Annotated in this window: 16 protein-coding genes; 10 read left to right on the top strand and 6 right to left on the bottom strand. The window is 63.9% G+C overall.

The window, feature by feature from the left end:
• Positions 1 to 6: 6 nt before the first annotated feature.
• Positions 7 to 642 carry a leucyl/phenylalanyl-tRNA--protein transferase gene (gene aat / locus AB2B41_RS02790; protein ID WP_367876221.1) on the top strand — a complete coding sequence of 212 codons (636 nt, stop codon included), beginning with the start codon at positions 7 to 9 and terminating at the stop codon, positions 640 to 642.
• On the opposite strand, the gene AB2B41_RS02785 is transcribed toward aat, so the two are convergent.
• Together AB2B41_RS02785 and AB2B41_RS02780 are read right to left on the bottom strand one after the other, a co-directional pair.
• Positions 606 to 959, bottom strand: coding sequence for a DUF2155 domain-containing protein (locus tag AB2B41_RS02785; RefSeq protein ID WP_367876220.1), 354 nt, complete (start codon positions 957 to 959; stop codon positions 606 to 608). The genes aat and AB2B41_RS02785 overlap by 37 nt on opposite strands.
• Positions 960 to 984: 25 nt before the next feature.
• Positions 985 to 1,368 (bottom strand): NADH:ubiquinone oxidoreductase subunit NDUFA12, encoded by a 384-nt coding sequence (locus AB2B41_RS02780; protein WP_367876219.1) that lies wholly within the window; start codon positions 1,366 to 1,368, stop codon positions 985 to 987.
• Between the two features lie 180 nt (positions 1,369 to 1,548).
• On the opposite strand from AB2B41_RS02780, the gene AB2B41_RS02775 reads away from it, so the two are divergent.
• Positions 1,549 to 3,318 carry an FkbM family methyltransferase gene (locus tag AB2B41_RS02775; RefSeq protein WP_367876218.1) on the top strand — a complete coding sequence of 590 codons (1,770 nt, stop codon included), beginning with the start codon at positions 1,549 to 1,551 and terminating at the stop codon, positions 3,316 to 3,318.
• Here AB2B41_RS02775 and AB2B41_RS02770 read toward each other — a convergent pair.
• The 3 genes from AB2B41_RS02770 to AB2B41_RS02760 all read right to left on the bottom strand — a co-directional run bounded on the left by AB2B41_RS02770 (position 3,315) and on the right by AB2B41_RS02760 (position 6,151).
• Entirely contained in the window at positions 3,315 to 3,677 is a 363-nt protein-coding gene (locus tag AB2B41_RS02770) for a RidA family protein (protein ID WP_367876217.1), read from the bottom strand. The two genes, AB2B41_RS02775 and AB2B41_RS02770, sit on opposite strands and share 4 nt — an antisense overlap.
• A 434-nt stretch (positions 3,678 to 4,111) precedes the next feature.
• Positions 4,112 to 5,377 carry an ATP-dependent Clp protease ATP-binding subunit ClpX gene (clpX, locus tag AB2B41_RS02765; protein WP_367876216.1) on the bottom strand — a complete coding sequence of 422 codons (1,266 nt, stop codon included), beginning with the start codon at positions 5,375 to 5,377 and terminating at the stop codon, positions 4,112 to 4,114.
• Between the two features lie 123 nt (positions 5,378 to 5,500).
• A complete protein-coding gene (locus AB2B41_RS02760; protein WP_367876215.1) occupies positions 5,501 to 6,151 on the bottom strand; it encodes an ATP-dependent Clp protease proteolytic subunit in 651 nt (216 codons plus the stop codon).
• A gap of 129 nt (positions 6,152 to 6,280) precedes the next feature.
• Here AB2B41_RS02760 and AB2B41_RS02755 point away from each other — a divergent pair, with 129 nt between their 5' ends.
• Positions 6,281 to 7,483, top strand: a complete 1,203-nt coding sequence (locus AB2B41_RS02755) for an FAD-binding domain-containing protein (RefSeq protein ID WP_367876214.1) — start codon at positions 6,281 to 6,283, stop codon at positions 7,481 to 7,483.
• A 128-nt stretch (positions 7,484 to 7,611) separates the two neighbouring features.
• A complete protein-coding gene (locus AB2B41_RS02750; protein WP_367876213.1) occupies positions 7,612 to 9,642 on the top strand; it encodes a PhoX family protein in 2,031 nt (676 codons plus the stop codon).
• 79 nt (positions 9,643 to 9,721) lie between these two features.
• On the opposite strand, the gene AB2B41_RS02745 is transcribed toward AB2B41_RS02750, so the two are convergent.
• Positions 9,722 to 10,690 (bottom strand): zinc ABC transporter substrate-binding protein, encoded by a 969-nt coding sequence (locus AB2B41_RS02745; protein WP_367876212.1) that lies wholly within the window; start codon positions 10,688 to 10,690, stop codon positions 9,722 to 9,724.
• An 80-nt stretch (positions 10,691 to 10,770) separates the two neighbouring features.
• Here AB2B41_RS02745 and AB2B41_RS02740 point away from each other — a divergent pair, with 80 nt between their 5' ends.
• From AB2B41_RS02740 to pcaG, 6 genes are all read left to right on the top strand, one after another.
• Positions 10,771 to 11,250: a transcriptional repressor gene (locus tag AB2B41_RS02740; protein WP_367876211.1), complete on the top strand. Its 480-nt coding sequence runs from the start codon at positions 10,771 to 10,773 to the stop codon at positions 11,248 to 11,250.
• Positions 11,247 to 11,978 (top strand): metal ABC transporter ATP-binding protein, encoded by a 732-nt coding sequence (locus tag AB2B41_RS02735; RefSeq protein ID WP_367876210.1) that lies wholly within the window; start codon positions 11,247 to 11,249, stop codon positions 11,976 to 11,978. Before AB2B41_RS02740 ends, AB2B41_RS02735 begins: the two co-directional genes overlap by 4 nt.
• Positions 11,978 to 12,772 (top strand): metal ABC transporter permease, encoded by a 795-nt coding sequence (locus tag AB2B41_RS02730; protein WP_367876209.1) that lies wholly within the window; start codon positions 11,978 to 11,980, stop codon positions 12,770 to 12,772. Before AB2B41_RS02735 ends, AB2B41_RS02730 begins: the two co-directional genes overlap by 1 nt.
• Positions 12,773 to 12,835: 63 nt before the next feature.
• Entirely contained in the window at positions 12,836 to 14,005 is a 1,170-nt protein-coding gene (gene pobA / locus AB2B41_RS02725; RefSeq protein ID WP_367876208.1) for a 4-hydroxybenzoate 3-monooxygenase, read from the top strand.
• Positions 14,005 to 14,739: a protocatechuate 3,4-dioxygenase subunit beta gene (pcaH, locus tag AB2B41_RS02720; protein WP_367876207.1), complete on the top strand. Its 735-nt coding sequence runs from the start codon at positions 14,005 to 14,007 to the stop codon at positions 14,737 to 14,739. Before pobA ends, pcaH begins: the two co-directional genes overlap by 1 nt.
• Positions 14,740 to 15,330: a protocatechuate 3,4-dioxygenase subunit alpha gene (pcaG, locus tag AB2B41_RS02715; RefSeq protein WP_367876206.1), complete on the top strand. Its 591-nt coding sequence runs from the start codon at positions 14,740 to 14,742 to the stop codon at positions 15,328 to 15,330. It abuts the gene before it with no gap.
• The last annotated feature ends 26 nt before the right edge of the window (positions 15,331 to 15,356 follow it).

The raw sequence follows: 15,356 nt of genomic DNA, 5'->3' as shown, positions 1-15,356 counted from the left end.
TCCGCGATGTCCGAGCTGACGCCGGAGCTGCTTTTGCATGGATATTCGGTCGGGATATTTCCCATGGCCGAACACCGGGACGATCCGGAGATCTTCTGGGTCGATCCCAAGCGGCGCGGTGTGCTGCCGCTGGATGGGTTTCACATGTCACGCTCGCTGGCGAAGGCCATGCGCAAAAGCGATCTGGAGGTGCGGATCAACGCCGACTTCGAGGGCGTGGTCGCCGCCTGCGCGGACCGCTCCGAGACCTGGATCAATGACGAAATCGCGCGCCTTTACAGCGGCTTGCACGCCAAAGGTCATGCCCATTCGCTTGAGCTTTGGGAAGGCGCATCGCTGGTCGGCGGGGTCTATGGCGTCACGCTTGGTGCCGCGTTTTTCGGGGAGAGCATGTTCTCACGCCGATCCAACGCGTCCAAGATGGCCCTCGCGGCACTGGTCGAGCGGCTGAACCGGGCGGGGTTCGTGTTGTTCGATACGCAGTTCATCACCGACCATCTTGCCTCGCTCGGGGCGGTTGAGATAACGCGTGCGGCCTATCACGCAAAACTGGAGTATGCGAAGGACCGTCAGGCGAATTTTCTGGCCCCGGAAGTCTTGCCGCTTCACGAGGTGATGCAGCGGATCACCCAGACGTCGTAGCGGCGATGTTCAAGCGCGGAAAGCGCAGGGGACGAGGCAATCATCCAACCGCTGAAGAGTGGCCCCTCGCGGCCGCGTTCGGAAATCTCGAGCAACGCATAGGCATTGCCCGATGGGTTCCCGGCGGGATAACGGCATTCTTTCATGACGATGGTCAGCGGACCAAGTGTCTGCGACTGGCCTGCGGGAATCTCGATATCTCGCGTGTCGCCCGAGGTCTTGTCGAGCGTCCGCAGGACAGCGGCAGGTGCATTGGCGACCTCTTGGGCAGCCAGCGGCATGGCAAGAAAAGCCAGCGTAAACAGATATTTCCACATGGATGCTGATCCACTGCCCGAGGGGTTACTCCGGGCTCCAGGCCTCGTAATCGCTCCGATCCTTCGGCTTTTCCTGCCGGATCGAACCGGCAGGGGCATAAGAAAGCATCGTGCCGGTCAGATTTTCCACATGCGGCTTTTCCCAGCTCTTGCGGACCAGGGGTTTGTCCGTCGGCGGCGCGTCCCATGTCTGGTGCAGCCAGCCGTGCCAATCGGGGCTCACGCGGCTGGCTTCCATATCACCATTGTAGATCACCCAGCGGCGGCTGTCGTCGGCATTGCGGTAATAGACATTGCCCTGGTCATCCTCGCCCACCTTCACGCCCCTGCGCCAGGTGAAAAGCTGGGTGTTGAGCGTCGCCCCGTCCCACCACGTCAACGCCCGGAAGATTGTGTTCAGAATGCCCATGTCGCTCTCCGCTTTCGCTTGGGCCGGTTATGCACCAAGGCGGAGGCGTCGTCCAGCGCACAAGGCAGCCTGGGCGGTGTTGCGGCAAAGACTCGACGCGACCCGCAGAGAATCATCGCTGCCCAAAGTTGTGGCCTTGGTAACCCTGCCCCGCTAGGCTGCCCAAAACGGAGAAAATCTGTGATTGCGAGCAAGAGCAGCAAGAAAGACCACGTGGCGGAGTGCCATGGCGTGAAAGTCCCCGACAGTCCCTTCCTGACCGAGGCACGGATCGAACGCATCAAGGGCGGACGCTATGAGGGACAGGAAATCGACGGAGCGCTCGAGGTGGTTCGAGAAGGCGACAGGGTTCTCGAACTCGGTGCGGGCATCGGCCTTGTCGGTGCGGTTGTTGCCCTGAATGCAAGGCCCGAGAAGGTGATGTCCTTCGAGGCCAACCCGATGCTGATCGAACACACCCGGGCGCTTTACGAGTTGAACGGGCTCGAAGACCGGATTGCGGTGCGCAACGAGGTCTTGATCAGCGCGCCGGATGCGCCGGAGACCATGACATTTCATATCCACCGCTCCTACCTCGGTTCCTCCCTGATCGACCCCGGCGGACGGACGAAGGACAGGGTGGAGGTGCCGACGGCGTCCTACGCAAAGGTGCTCAAAGACTTCAAACCAGACGTTCTGCTGATGGACATCGAGGGCGGCGAGCTGGATTTCCTGCGCCATGCCTCTCTTGAGGGGATCAGGGCGATCGTGATCGAGTTCCACCCCGAGGCCTACGGACGCGAGGGGATGATCGAATGCAAGAATATCCTCCGGCGCGCAGGATTCGCGCAGGTGGAGGACCATTGCACCCGCACCGTCTGGACCTGCCGGTTCGATGAGGCCCTGCGCCCGCCCCAGCCCTCGGACGCCTGGACCTCCGAGATCGTGACACTGGAGAATGCCGTTGTCGTGCCGCCTGCCGAACAGGGATTCACCCAGCCTGCGGGCGTGCTGAGCGAAAAGGGTGCGTATCAGTCCACCGGGGCGCTCTGGCGCAACGGGCGTGCCCTGACCACGCGGCCCAAAATGCCCAAGGGCGATCTGCCGCTGCGCGAGGGGACCTGGCTCTGGGGAGGCGTGCTCTGGATGCACTTCGGGCATTTCCTGGTAGAAAGCACCGCGCGGCTTTGGGCGCTGGAGCATCTGGGCGAAAAGATCGACGGCGTGTTGTTTGTGCCGAAGCGGCCCCGCAACGGGTCGGAGGTGACGGATTTCCAGCGGCGGCTGGTGGCCGCAATGGGAACCGAAGCGGATGTCGCCTGCGCGGGCAGCCCCGAACGTGTTGAGCGGCTGATCGTGCCTGGACAGGGCTTTGGTCTTGGACCGATGATTTCGGGCACGGATGCCTTCCGCAAGGCGATGCGAGACCGGCTGGGCAAGAGCATCACGGCCGATGGCCCCGAGAAGCTCTACATCAGCCGCAGCAAACTGCCGGCGGGACGCGGCAACCTGATTGGCGAGACAGAACTGGAGGCCCATCTGAGCGCCGAGGGGTACACGATCTATCACCCGCAGGAACATGACATCGATCACCAGATTGCCACCTACAAGGCTGCGCGGAAGGTGATCGCCGCCGAGGGCTCGGCCCTGCACCTGCTGGCGATGGTCGCCGACCACAAGACAGATGTGGCAATGGTCGTGCGCCGCCCCTCCGGGGCGACGCGGAACCTACAGGTCCATCTTGAGTCCTTCATGGGCAAGGCACCGCTGACCGTGTCGCACCTCAAGCGGTCGTGGAAGCCGCTTGGCGCTGCCAAGGCACGCACGTGGAAAGGGGAGCTCGATATGCCGTTGGTGCAGGACAGTCTTGCGACGGCTGGTTTTATCGGAAAAGGCGGCAAGACGTGGAGCGGTCTTGATCCCGAAACCGTGCAGGACCAGTTGGGACCGAAGTTCGAGGAAGTGGCCTAGGTTGGCAGCAGGGCCGTCACCTCGATCTCAATCCGGTACTTCGGATCGATCAGCCCGCACTCGATCATCGTGGCCGCGGGCGGGTTCAGACCGAAGGTTTCGGAAAGCACCGGCCAGCACGGCTCGAACTCGTTGCGATCAGGCAGCATGTAGGTCACACGTACCACATCCGCGAAGGACGCTCCCGCCTCGGCCAGCGCGCGCCCGATGACGGCCAGCGCATCGCGGCATTGGGCGACAACGTCGTCGCCCTGCCCGACGGTGCCCGCCACGTGGACAAAGCCGCCCGCCACCACCGCGCGGCAATAGCCGATCCTGGGCTCGAAGGCCCCGCCCGAATGAATGCGCCTGATCGCCATCTTCAAATCCTCCTGCTGGTTTCGGAGCCGCCCTTGCGTGGGACCAGACGGCCGCTTTGGCGCGGCGACGTCAAGAGAAATCGCGGAGGACGTCGCGCTTGCCGCGACGCGTGGGACCCTACGCGCGCTTGCGCGCCAAGGTCAGCACCCGGTGCAGTAACAGCAACCGATTCTGCAACGGAGTGGGAACGCGGGTTTCAGAAAACCCGCTGCCTCCCACTGGACCGGACCCGAAGGTCCGTCCGGGATACCGCTATTTCTCTTGATGGCGGCGAGACAAAGCGGCAGGCAGGGCACGCGCAAGGGCGGGTCCGAAACCTTGGCTGGTTTTGGTGGGACCCGCAGCGCCTTCCTCCCTGTCAGACAAGAAAAAGGCGCGCCCGAAAGCGCGCCCCGTTTTTCGCATTCCCGTAAGGTGGACGTGTCGTCCACCCTCAGCCGGCGGTGGCCGATTCCTTCTCCGCCTCGCCGTGGATCATCAGCGGGGCGGCGTCCGACATGACCGCTTCCTCGTTCACGACCACTTCCGTGACCGAGTTGAGGCCAGGCAGCTCGAACATCGTGTCGAGCAGGATATCCTCGAGGATCGACCGCAACCCACGCGCGCCGGTCTTGCGCTCGATTGCGCGTTTGGCGATGGCGGTAAGCGCGTCGTCGGTGAAGGTCAGTTCCGTGTCTTCCAGTTCGAAAAGGCGCTGGTACTGCTTCACCAGCGCGTTCTTGGGCTGGGTCAGGATCGTGACAAGCGCGTCCTCATCGAGATCCTCGAGCGTTGCCAGCACCGGCAGGCGGCCGACGAATTCAGGGATCAGGCCGAATTTCAGCAGGTCCTCGGGCTCCAGATCGGTGAAAATCTCGCCCACGCCACGCTCGTCGTTGTCACGCACATCGGCGCCAAAGCCCATGGCCGAACCCTTGCCGCGCGCCGCGATGATCTTGTCGAGGCCCGCGAAAGCGCCGCCGCAGATGAAGAGGATGTTCGTCGTGTCCACCTGCAGGAATTCCTGCTGCGGATGCTTGCGCCCGCCCTGCGGCGGCACGGAGGCCACGGTGCCCTCCATCAGCTTTAGCAGCGCCTGCTGCACGCCCTCGCCCGACACGTCGCGGGTGATCGAGGGGTTCTCGGACTTGCGGGTGATCTTGTCGACCTCGTCGATGTAGACGATGCCGCGCTGCGCGCGTTCGACGTTGTATTCGGAGGCCTGCAGGAGCTTGAGGATGATGTTCTCCACGTCCTCGCCCACGTAGCCCGCTTCGGTCAGGGTGGTGGCGTCGGCCATGGTGAAAGGCACATCGAGAATGCGCGCCAACGTCTGCGCCAGCAGCGTCTTGCCGCAGCCGGTGGGCCCGATCAGCAGGATGTTGGATTTCGCCAGCTCGATATCCCCGCCCTTCTGGGCGTGGTTGAGGCGCTTGTAATGGTTGTGCACGGCAACCGACAGCACCCGCTTGGCCGTGGCCTGCCCGATCACGTAATCGTCCAGTACCGCGCAGATGTCCTTCGGGGTCGGCACCCCGTCGGTGGCCTTGAGGCCGCTTGCCTTGGTCTCTTCGCGGATGATGTCCATGCAAAGCTCGACGCATTCATCGCAGATGAATACGGTGGGGCCCGCAATCAGCTTGCGTACCTCGTGCTGGCTCTTCCCGCAGAAGCTGCAGTAGAGCGTGTTCTTGCTGTCACCGCCAGAGTTCGTCGCCATCTCAGCCCTTTCAGGTCTGTCGTGAATTTCGCACCGGGCGCTTTGCCCCGCACTTTCCCTGCCCCAACCCTAGGCCAGAGCCCCGGACGCTACAATCGCAAAATCGCCGCGTCCGCCTCATGCTTACTTGTCGTCCTTGCCCTTGGCATCGTCCTCGCCCGCCTTGCCACGGCTTTCGACGATCTCGTCGATGAGGCCCCATTCCTTGGCGTCCTCGGGGGACATGAAATTGTCACGCTCAAGCGCATCCTCAACCTTTTTAAGGGTTTGGCCCGTGTGCTTGACGTAGATCTCGTTGAGCCGCGTCTTGAGTTTCTGCGTCTCCTGCGCGTGGATCATGATATCCGTCGCCTGACCCTGGTAGCCGCCCGAAGGCTGGTGCACCATCACGCGGGAGTTCGGCAGCGAAAAGCGCATGCCCGGCTCACCGGCGGTCAGCAGGAGCGAACCCATGGAGGCCGCCTGCCCGATCACCAGCGTCGACACCTTGGGGCGGATGTACTGCATGGTGTCGTAGATCGACAAACCGGAGGTCACCACGCCGCCGGGGCTGTTGATATACATTGAGATTTCCTTGGACGGGTTCTCCGCCTCAAGGTGCAGAAGCTGCGCCACGATCAGCGAGGACATGCCGTCGTGAACGGGACCCGAGAGAAAGATGATCCGCTCTTTGAGCAGGCGCGAAAAGATGTCGTAGGCGCGTTCGCCGCGGCTGGTCTGCTCGACCACCATGGGAACGAGCGTATTCATGTAGGTGTCGATGGGATCGTTCATGTGCGCTTGCCTGTGTTTTCCTTCGCCGGACCATACCCGCGAAACCGTTAGCGTGAGATTAGTCGCGGGTTCTGGCAGCTTCAAGGGGGGGGACATTGCCGCGGCCGGGCCGCGCCCTATCTGCGGCGCATGAGCGACGCCCTGACCCATTTCCCCCCGACCTTTGCCGCCGCCCGGCAGCGGCTCGACGCCTTTGTGCCACGGGCCGCTGCGGCTTATGCCCGCAGCCGCAACTTCGATTTCGGCCCCGGCAATCACGACAACGTCTCGATCCTGTCGCCCTACGTGAAGGCGCGGATGCTCGATGAGGTGGCGATCATCCGTGCGGTTCTGTCGCAGCACGACGAGAGCAGCGCCGAGAAATATATCGCCGAAGTTTTCTGGCGCACCTACTGGAAAGGCTGGATGGAGCTGCGGCCCTCGGCTTGGCTGCAATATACAAGCGATCTCAACCGCTTGCGGGACGACATTCAAACCCAGTCGGGATTGCGCGGCCGCTGGGACGAGGCCTGTCACGGGCAGACGGGCATCGCGCCCTTTGATGCCTGGGCGCGGGAACTGGTGCAGACGGGATACCTGCACAATCACGCGCGAATGTGGTTTGCCTCGATCTGGATTTTCACGCTGGAACTGCCCTGGCAACTGGGGGCGGATTTCTTCCTCCGGCATCTGCTGGACGGAGATGCTGCGGTGAACACGCTGAGCTGGCGATGGGTGGCGGGCATCCAGACCAAGGGCAAGACTTACCTCGCGACGGCGGAGAATATCGCGAAATACACCGACGGGCGGTTCCGTGACGTCAAGGGGCTGGCGCAGCACGCGGTCCCCCGCGAAGGGCCGGGCGACATACCCGCGGGCGCGTTGCCGCCCAGCGATCCCTTTCCCCTGCCCGGGCGTTACGGCATCCTGCTGCACGGCGATGACCTGGACGTCGACCGTTTGCTGCTGCGGGCCGAAGATCCGGTGGCTTTCGCCTATGCCGAGGCTACGCCGGGTCATAGCCCTTGGCAGATGGCGCCCCATGTGGCGGCATTTCGCGAGGCCGCCGCGCGGGATGGGGTGCCGGAGGACGCGGAGATGGAAACGCTGGCCACGGCGCAGGCGATTGCAGACTGGGCAGCGGCGCACGATCTGGAGCAGGTGGTTGCCCCCTATGCGCCGACAGGACCGATGCGCCAGATGCTCGACGCCTACCGCGCCATCGACGGCTCGGTACCGCTCAGCCTTTATCGCCGCGCCCTCGACACCGCTGCATGGCCCCTTGCGACCAAGGGGTTCTTTCCATTCAAGGAGAACATCCCCGACCTGATCGGCCAATTCGTGCGCAGATAGGGGCCGGTACAGAAAAAGCTTGCCTTTTCGACTATCGGTTGCATCCCCTTGTCCGGGGGGATGTCACAAAACCATAACAGACTCAGTGCAACCCCCCGCTCAAGCATTGGCCAGCGGAGGGATACGCCATGAAGCGCTCAGACATCATCAACGACCCGGAAATCGGCAACAAGGCAGAGGCCTATGAGGCGTTTGACGATATTCCCACGAACCCGAACCTGAGCCGCACCATCGGCGACGTGATCAACGCGCGCTATGGGCGCCGCGAGGTGCTGCGCGGGGTGTTGGGCGTCTCCGCAACGACAGCGCTTTTCGGTACATCCGCGATGATCGCGCCCCGGCAGGCGGCAGCGGGCGGGCACGGGGCCAGCCGCTATGTCTTTGATGAACTGAGCGCGGGCAATGACGAGACGCATCATATCGCGGCGGGCTACGACGCGGACATCCTGCTGCGATGGGGTGATCCGATCACGGCGGATGCGCCGGAATTCGACGTGATGAACCAGACCGCCGAGGCGCAGCTGAAGCAATTCGGCTACAACAACGACTACGTGGGGTTCACCGCGCTGAATGACGAAGGCACGCGCGGGCTGCTGTGCGTGAACCACGAATACACCAACGAGGAAGTTATGTTCCCCGGGCTGGGCCGTCAGGACCGCGATGGCTTTGCAGGGATGACCAAGGAGCTGGTGGATATCGAGATGGCCGCCCATGGCGGCACCGTGGTCGAGATCGCCAAGGGCGCGGACGGGAAATGGGCGCTGGTACGCGACAGCAGATACAACCGCCGGATCACGCCACACAGCACCGAGATGACAATCTCGGGACCCGCAGCCGGGCATGACCGTATGAAGACCAACGCAGACCCCGAGGGCATGACCGTTATCGGCACCGTGAACAACTGCGCGGGCGGCATGACGCCCTGGGGCACCTACCTGATGGCCGAGGAGAACTTTCACGGCTACTTCTGGACGGACGTCGTCGACGGCGAAGGCAAGCCGGACATTTCCGCGCATGCAGATGCGGCATCGAAGAAGCGCTATGGCGTGCCCGGCATGTGGTACAATTGGGGCCAGCACCACGACCGCTGGAACATCGACAAGGAGCCGAATGAGCCCAACCGCTGGGGCTGGATCGTCGAGGTCGATCCGCGCAATCCGGATGCGCCGCCGATCAAGCACACCGCGCTGGGTCGGTTCCGCCATGAGGGCGCAGAGACGACCATCGCCTCGGACGGCAAGCTGGTGGTCTATTCCGGCGACGATAACCGGTTCGACTACATGTACAAATACGTCTCGAACGGGACGGTGACGGAAGACGCGGGCTTTGGCTCGGACCTGTTGTCGGATGGCACGCTGTATGTCGCGCGTTTTGACGCCGACGGCACGATCACCTGGATGCCGCTGGTGCATGGCGAGGGGCCGCTGACGGCGGAGAACGGCTTTGCCTCACAGGCGGATGTGCTGATCGACACGCGGATCGCCGCGGACCTTTTGGGTGCGACGCCCATGGACCGGCCCGAGGACGCGCAGCCGCGCGGGGATGGCACGGCCTATGTCATGCTGACCAACAACACCCGCCGCAAGGCCGACCAGATCAATGCGGCGAACCCGCGGCCCGAGAGCAGCTTTGGCCATATCATCGAGATCAAGGAAGAAGGCGGGAACCACTCGGCCACGACCGGTACCTGGTCGATCCTTGTCAAATGCGGCGATCCGGCGATTGCCGAGGTGGGCGCACAGTGGAACCCGGAGACCTCGGAGAACGGCTGGTTCGGCTCGCCCGACAATTGCGCGATCGACGCGGACGGGCGGCTGTGGATTTCGACCGATCAGGGATCAAGCTGGGGCAAGACGGGCAAATCCGATGGCCTTTATGCGCTGGAGACCGAGGGCGCCGGGCGCGGCACGTCGAAGCTCTTCTTCCGCTGTCCCATCGGCGGCGAGTTGTGCGGGCCCTATTTCACCGAAGACCAGGAGACCCTGTTCCTTGCCGTGCAGCATCCGGGCACGGACGGCACCAAGGATTTCAAGGGGTTCGAGCGCGACTCCGTCTTCGAAGACCCGGCGACACGCTGGCCGGACTTTGATCCCAACATGCCGCCGCGCCCCTCGGTGCTGGTGGTCACCAAACAGGGCGGCGGCAAGATCGCCGTCTGATATTCCAGAAAAGTCCCTTTCAGCACTTTCGGCCCCGCGCGTCCCCCGCGGGGCCTTTTCCTTGCGCAGGCTTCATCAATCAGCCTTGCAGGCAGGAAACCATAGTCGCCGCAAGCGCGCCCAGCAGGTCCGGATAGAGATCGGGACCAAGCGGGAGGCTCGAACCCAGTGGATCGAGCACCGCAACCCGGGTTCCCTGGCCCTCGATTACCGTCTCGAGAACACCGACGTTCATCTGAGGCTCCGAAAAGGCGCACTTGGCTTCGGTCTTGGCCAGATGCGCGCGGAGTTCGGAAATCCGGGCGGCTCCCGGCTCGGCTGCGTCGCCCGCGCTGACAGCTCCCCGCGCTTCGATGCCAAAACGCGCTTCGAAATAATGAAAGGCGTCATGGAAAACGATGAAGGGCCGACCTGAAACTGGTTCGAGCGTCGCAGCCAGTTCCTGAGTGAGCGCGGCAAGGCGGTCCTGCCCGGCCCTGGCATTGGCGTGGTAGCGATCTGCGTTTTCGGGGTCCGCATCAGCGAGCGCCCCGGCGATCAGGGCAAGCGCTTGCGCGCCGTTCACCGGATCGAGCCAGAGGTGCGGGTCGGCATATCCGTGATGCGTCTCGGAATGGCCGTGATCATGGCCGTGCTCATGCTTTTCGTGGGCATGGTCGTCGTGACCGTGGTCATCGTGCCCATGATCATGCGCATCTTCCCATGCCGCCCCTTCGCGGAATGGCAGAAGCGTCAGGCCCTGCCCCTCCATCAGGCTCAATCGCCGCGCATGGGGTGCAAGCGAGTCCAGCGGCTCCTCCAGCCATGGCGTCAGTGCGGGGCCAACCCAGACGACAAGATCGGCGGCACCGAGCGCGCGGGCTTCCGACGGGCGCATGGCGTAACCGTGGGGCGACGCACCGGGCGGGATGACGAGGTCAGGCTCGCCGACACCCTGCATGACCTGCGCAACCAGCGAGTGCACCGGTGCGATATCGGTGGCAACACGGGGCGCCTCGGCGTGGAGAGGCGAGGCAACGAACAAGATAAGGCAAAGCAGGCGGCGCATGACGATTCCCGAATTGTTATAGTATTACGCTTGCTAGCGCGTATGTTATAACATATCAATCCGAAAAAGCCGGAACCCACATGACCACCATCGGATTTGAACCCCACGATCATTCCAGCTGCGTCGCAGACACCCTGCACCGGGCGGAGGCGGAATGCGCGAAGAACGGCCTTCGCCTGACGCCAGTGCGTCGGCGCGCGCTTGAGATCCTGCTCGCGGAGCACCGCGCGCTCGGGGCCTACGATCTCCTGGCCGTTCTTGCCGAAGAAGGGCTGGGCGCGCAGCCGCCCGTCGCCTACCGGGCGCTTGATTTTCTGGTCAAGGCGGGCTTTGCCCATAAGATCGAAGCGCTGAACGCCTATATCGCCTGCGCCCATCTCGGAACGAACCACACCCCCGCGTTCCTGATCTGCCGTAAGTGCAAATCCGTGGCGGAAGCCGACACCGCCCCGGCGCAGGGCCGCCTCGGCGATGCCGCGCGGGAAGCCGGCTTCAAGATCGAGCGCGCCGTGGTCGAGGCCGAGGGGCTTTGTCCGCATTGCCGGGATGCCGCCGCATGAGCCTGATCGAGACGAACGGCCTTTGCCTTGGCTACGGGACCGATATCGTTCTGCGCGATGTCACCTTCAGCATCGACCGGGGCGAAATCGTCACCATCGTGGGGCCCAACGGATCGGGAAAGTCGAGCCTGCTGAGGGCGCTGATCGGGGCGCTGAAGCCGGTTGCGGGCACGGTGACCCGCGCAAGGGGCCTCAAGATCGGCTACGTCCCGCAAAAGCTGCAGATCGACGCCACGCTTCCCCTGCCCGTCCGGCGGTTTCTCAACCTGCCCCACCGCAGGAAGCCCGAAGAGATCGGGAGAGCCCTGCGCCGCGCAGGCGTTGCCGACCTTGCGGACGCGCAGATGGCGCAGCTTTCGGGCGGCCAGTTTCAGCGCGTGCTTCTGGCCCGCGCGCTGCTGGGACGGCCCGATATCCTGATCCTCGACGAGGCGACACAGGGGCTCGACCAACCCGGTGCGGCAAGTTTCTACCGCCAGATCGAGGAGGTCCGACAGGAAATGGGGCTTGCTGTCCTGATGGTGAGTCACGATCTGCACGTCGTCATGGCGGCATCGGACAGGGTTCTTTGCCTCAACGGCCATGTCTGCTGCGAGGGGACCCCCGACGTGGTTGCCGGCGCGCCCGAGTATCGCGCGCTCTTCGGCACCGGGACCCAGGGCACGCTGGCGCTTTACCGCCACGATCACGACCATGGGCATGATCAAGACCACGGACACAGCCACTGATGTTGGATGACTTCCTGATCCGCGCGGCCCTTGCGGGTTTCGGTGTGGCGCTGGCGGCCGCCCCGCTGGGGTGTTTCGTTGTCTGGCGGCGCATGGCATATTTCGGCGATGCCACCAGCCACGCGGCCCTGCTTGGCGTCGCGCTCGCCCTCGCGATGGACCTGCCGATCCTGATGGGCGTCCTGCTGATGGCGCTGGTGATGGCGCTGATCGTCAGCAGCCTGTCCGAGCGGCACGTGAGCACCGATGCGCTTCTGGGGGTGCTGGCGCACGCCGGGCTTGCGCTTGGTCTTGTGGCTGTCTCGTTGGTGCCGGGGCAGCGGGTGGACCTGTCTGCCTATCTCTTCGGGGATATCCTCGCCGTTTCCAAGGCCGACCTCGCCGTGATCTGGATTGGCGCACTTTTGGTCGCCGTCCTTCTGGTGACACGCTGGCAGGCGCTGCTGACCGCTACGCTCAATCCTGATCTTGCCACGGCATCGGGCGGCCATCCGCACCGCGAGCAACTGGTCCTGACGCTGGCGCTTGCCATCATGGTCGCGGTTGCGCTCAAGGTCGTGGGAGCGCTGCTGATCGCCGCCATGCTGATCATTCCGGCAGCGGCCGGCCGCCCCTTCGCGCGCAGCCCCGAGGGCATGGCGGTTACGGCGATCGCCGTGGGAGCCGCAGCGGTGGCCGCCGGGCTATTCACTTCCTTTGTCTTCGACACCCCCACCGGACCCAGTATCGTCTCGGCAGCCGCGCTGTTCTTTGTGCTGTCAACCGGTCTCGCTCCGGTCTTGCGCCGAAACTGACGAAGTTATGCTATGGCCTTCGCGGCACCATCGGCTAAGCTGGTGGATACGAGGGGGAAATTCATGCGCACACAGGTGGTGATCATCGGCGGCGGCCCGTCGGGCCTGCTTCTGGGCCAGCTTCTGCACGGCATCGGTGTCGAGGCCGTCGTGCTGGAACGCCGCACGAAGGACTATGTGCTGAGCCGCATCCGGGCGGGCGTTCTGGAGCGCGGCACCGTCGGGCTTCTTGCGCAGGCGGGTGTCGATGCACGGCTGAAGAAACACGGGCTGCCCCACGACGGCACGCTGATTGCCAACGGAAACGACAGCTTTCGGGTGGATTTCGCCGAACACACCGGGACCTCCGTGATAGTCTACGGACAGACCGAAGTGACGCGCGACCTTTACGACGCGCGCGAAGGCGCTGGCGCAAGGACAATCTTCGAGGTCGAGAACGTCGTGATCGAAGGCGCGGACACCGACTCGCCCAGCGTCAGCTTCGGACAGGGCGGCCTGGGGCATTCGATTGCCTGCGATTTCGTGGTGGGCTGCGACGGATTTCACGGCGTGAGCCGACGGTCAATCCCCGAAGACCAGCGCCGCGAGTTCGAAAAGGTCTACCCCTTCGGCTGGCTCGGCATCCTGTCCGAGACCCCGCCGGTGGATGACGAACTGATCTACGCCAATTCCGAGCGGGGCTTTGCACTCTGCTCGATGCGCAATGCGAACCTGAGCCGCTATTACGTGCAATGCTCCATGGCCGATCACGTGGACAACTGGTCGGACGAACAATTCTGGTCCGAATTGAAACGCCGCCTGCCCGTAGAGGTGACCGACAGACTTATCACCGGCCCATCGATCGAAAAATCCATCGCGCCCTTGCGGTCTTTCGTGACCGAGCCGATGCGCTGGGGGCGGCTGTTTCTGTGCGGTGACGCGGCGCATATCGTGCCCCCGACCGGGGCCAAGGGGCTGAACACGGCGGCGTCAGACGTGCATTACCTCTTCGAGGGTCTCAGCCAATGGTATGGCGAGGGCGACAGCCGAGGCCTTGACCGGTACTCCGAGCGCGCGCTTGACCGGGTGTGGAAGGCCGAGCGATTCAGCTGGTGGTTTTCCTCGCTGATGCACCGGTTCCCCGATCAGACCGATTTCGATCTGCGCATGCAGCGTTCAGAACTTGATTTCCTGCGCACCAACAAGGCGGCGCAGAAAGCCTTTGCCGAAAACTACGTGGGACTGCCCTACTGATGACTGATACGCCCAAGGGCGGCTATGCCGCCCGCCTGCCCCAGAACCATCCCGTGGCCCTGCACCCGCCCTACCGGACGTCGGTCAAGCGGAGCCCGCAGGCGGCACCGCTGTCCTTTCCCACGACTATCAGCGAAGAGACCGGGCCGGTCTTTGGCCATGGGTTGCTGGGGCCGAAGGACGCCGACCTTTTGCACAATTTCGGGCCGCAGGATCAATCGGCCATCGGCCAGCGGATCATCGTCTACGGTCATGTGCGCGACCAGTTCGGCCGCCCGGTCGAGGGCGCGCTGGTCGAGGTCTGGCAGGCGAATGCAGGGGGGCGCTACCGCCACAAGAAGGAAGGGTATCTGGCGCCGCTCGATCCCAATTTCGGCGGCTGCGGGCGGGTGATCACCGATGCGGAAGGGGCCTACGCGTTTCGCACGGTGCTGCCCGGCCCCTACCCCTGGCCCAATGGGCCGAACGACTGGCGGCCCTCGCATATCCATTTCAGCATCTTCGGCCACGGCTTTGCCCAGCGGCTGATCACACAGATGTATTTCGAGGGCGACCCCCTTATCTGGCGCTGCCCGATCGTGGGGTCGATCCACGACCGTGCGGCGGTGGAGCGGCTGATCGCCCCGCTCGACATGGAGCGGACGCTGCCGATGGACGCGCGTGCCTATCGTTTCGACATCACGCTGCGCGGGCGCAGGCAGACCATGTTCGAGAACCGGATGGAGGGGCTTTGAATGGCTGAGTATCACGAGACCGCAAGCCAGACGGCGGGGCCTTATGTGCATATCGGCTGCACGCCGAATTTCGCGGGCATTGAAGGAGTGTTTCCGGAAGACCTCGGCGCGCGGATGATCACCGGCGATGTGGCAGGAGAGCGGATCACGCTAACGGGCCAGGTTTTCGACGGCACCGGGACTCCTTTGCGCGATGCGCTGATCGAGGCCTGGCAGGCGGATGCCAACGGGCTTTATGCCGGTCAGGAGGGGGCGGATGCGCATTTCACCGGTTTCGGGCGGTGCCCCTGCGATGCGGAGGACGGGACGTTCCGCTTCGAGACGGTGAAGCCCGGTGCCGTACCATGGCCTGCGGGCGGGATGCAGGCGCCGCACATTACGCTGTGGATCGTGGCGCGGGGGATCAACCTTGGCCTGCATACGCGGGCCTATTTCGCGGACATGGAAGAGAACGAGAGCGACCCGGTGCTGGGCCGGATCGAGCACCGGGTGCGGGTCAAGACCTTGCTGGCGCAGCCGGATGGCGCTGGTGTCTATCGGTTCAATATCCACCTGCAAGGCCCTGAGGAAACGATCTTTTTCGACGTCTGAGGCTGAAGGCGCGGCTCCGGATCGGG

This window comes from Sulfitobacter sediminis (assembly GCF_040811725.1).
In the GTDB taxonomy this organism is placed as follows: Bacteria; Pseudomonadota; Alphaproteobacteria; order Rhodobacterales; family Rhodobacteraceae; genus Sulfitobacter; species Sulfitobacter sediminis.
Note: the sequence above shows the minus strand (reverse complement) of the source record. Positions and strands in the feature narration are given on the sequence as shown.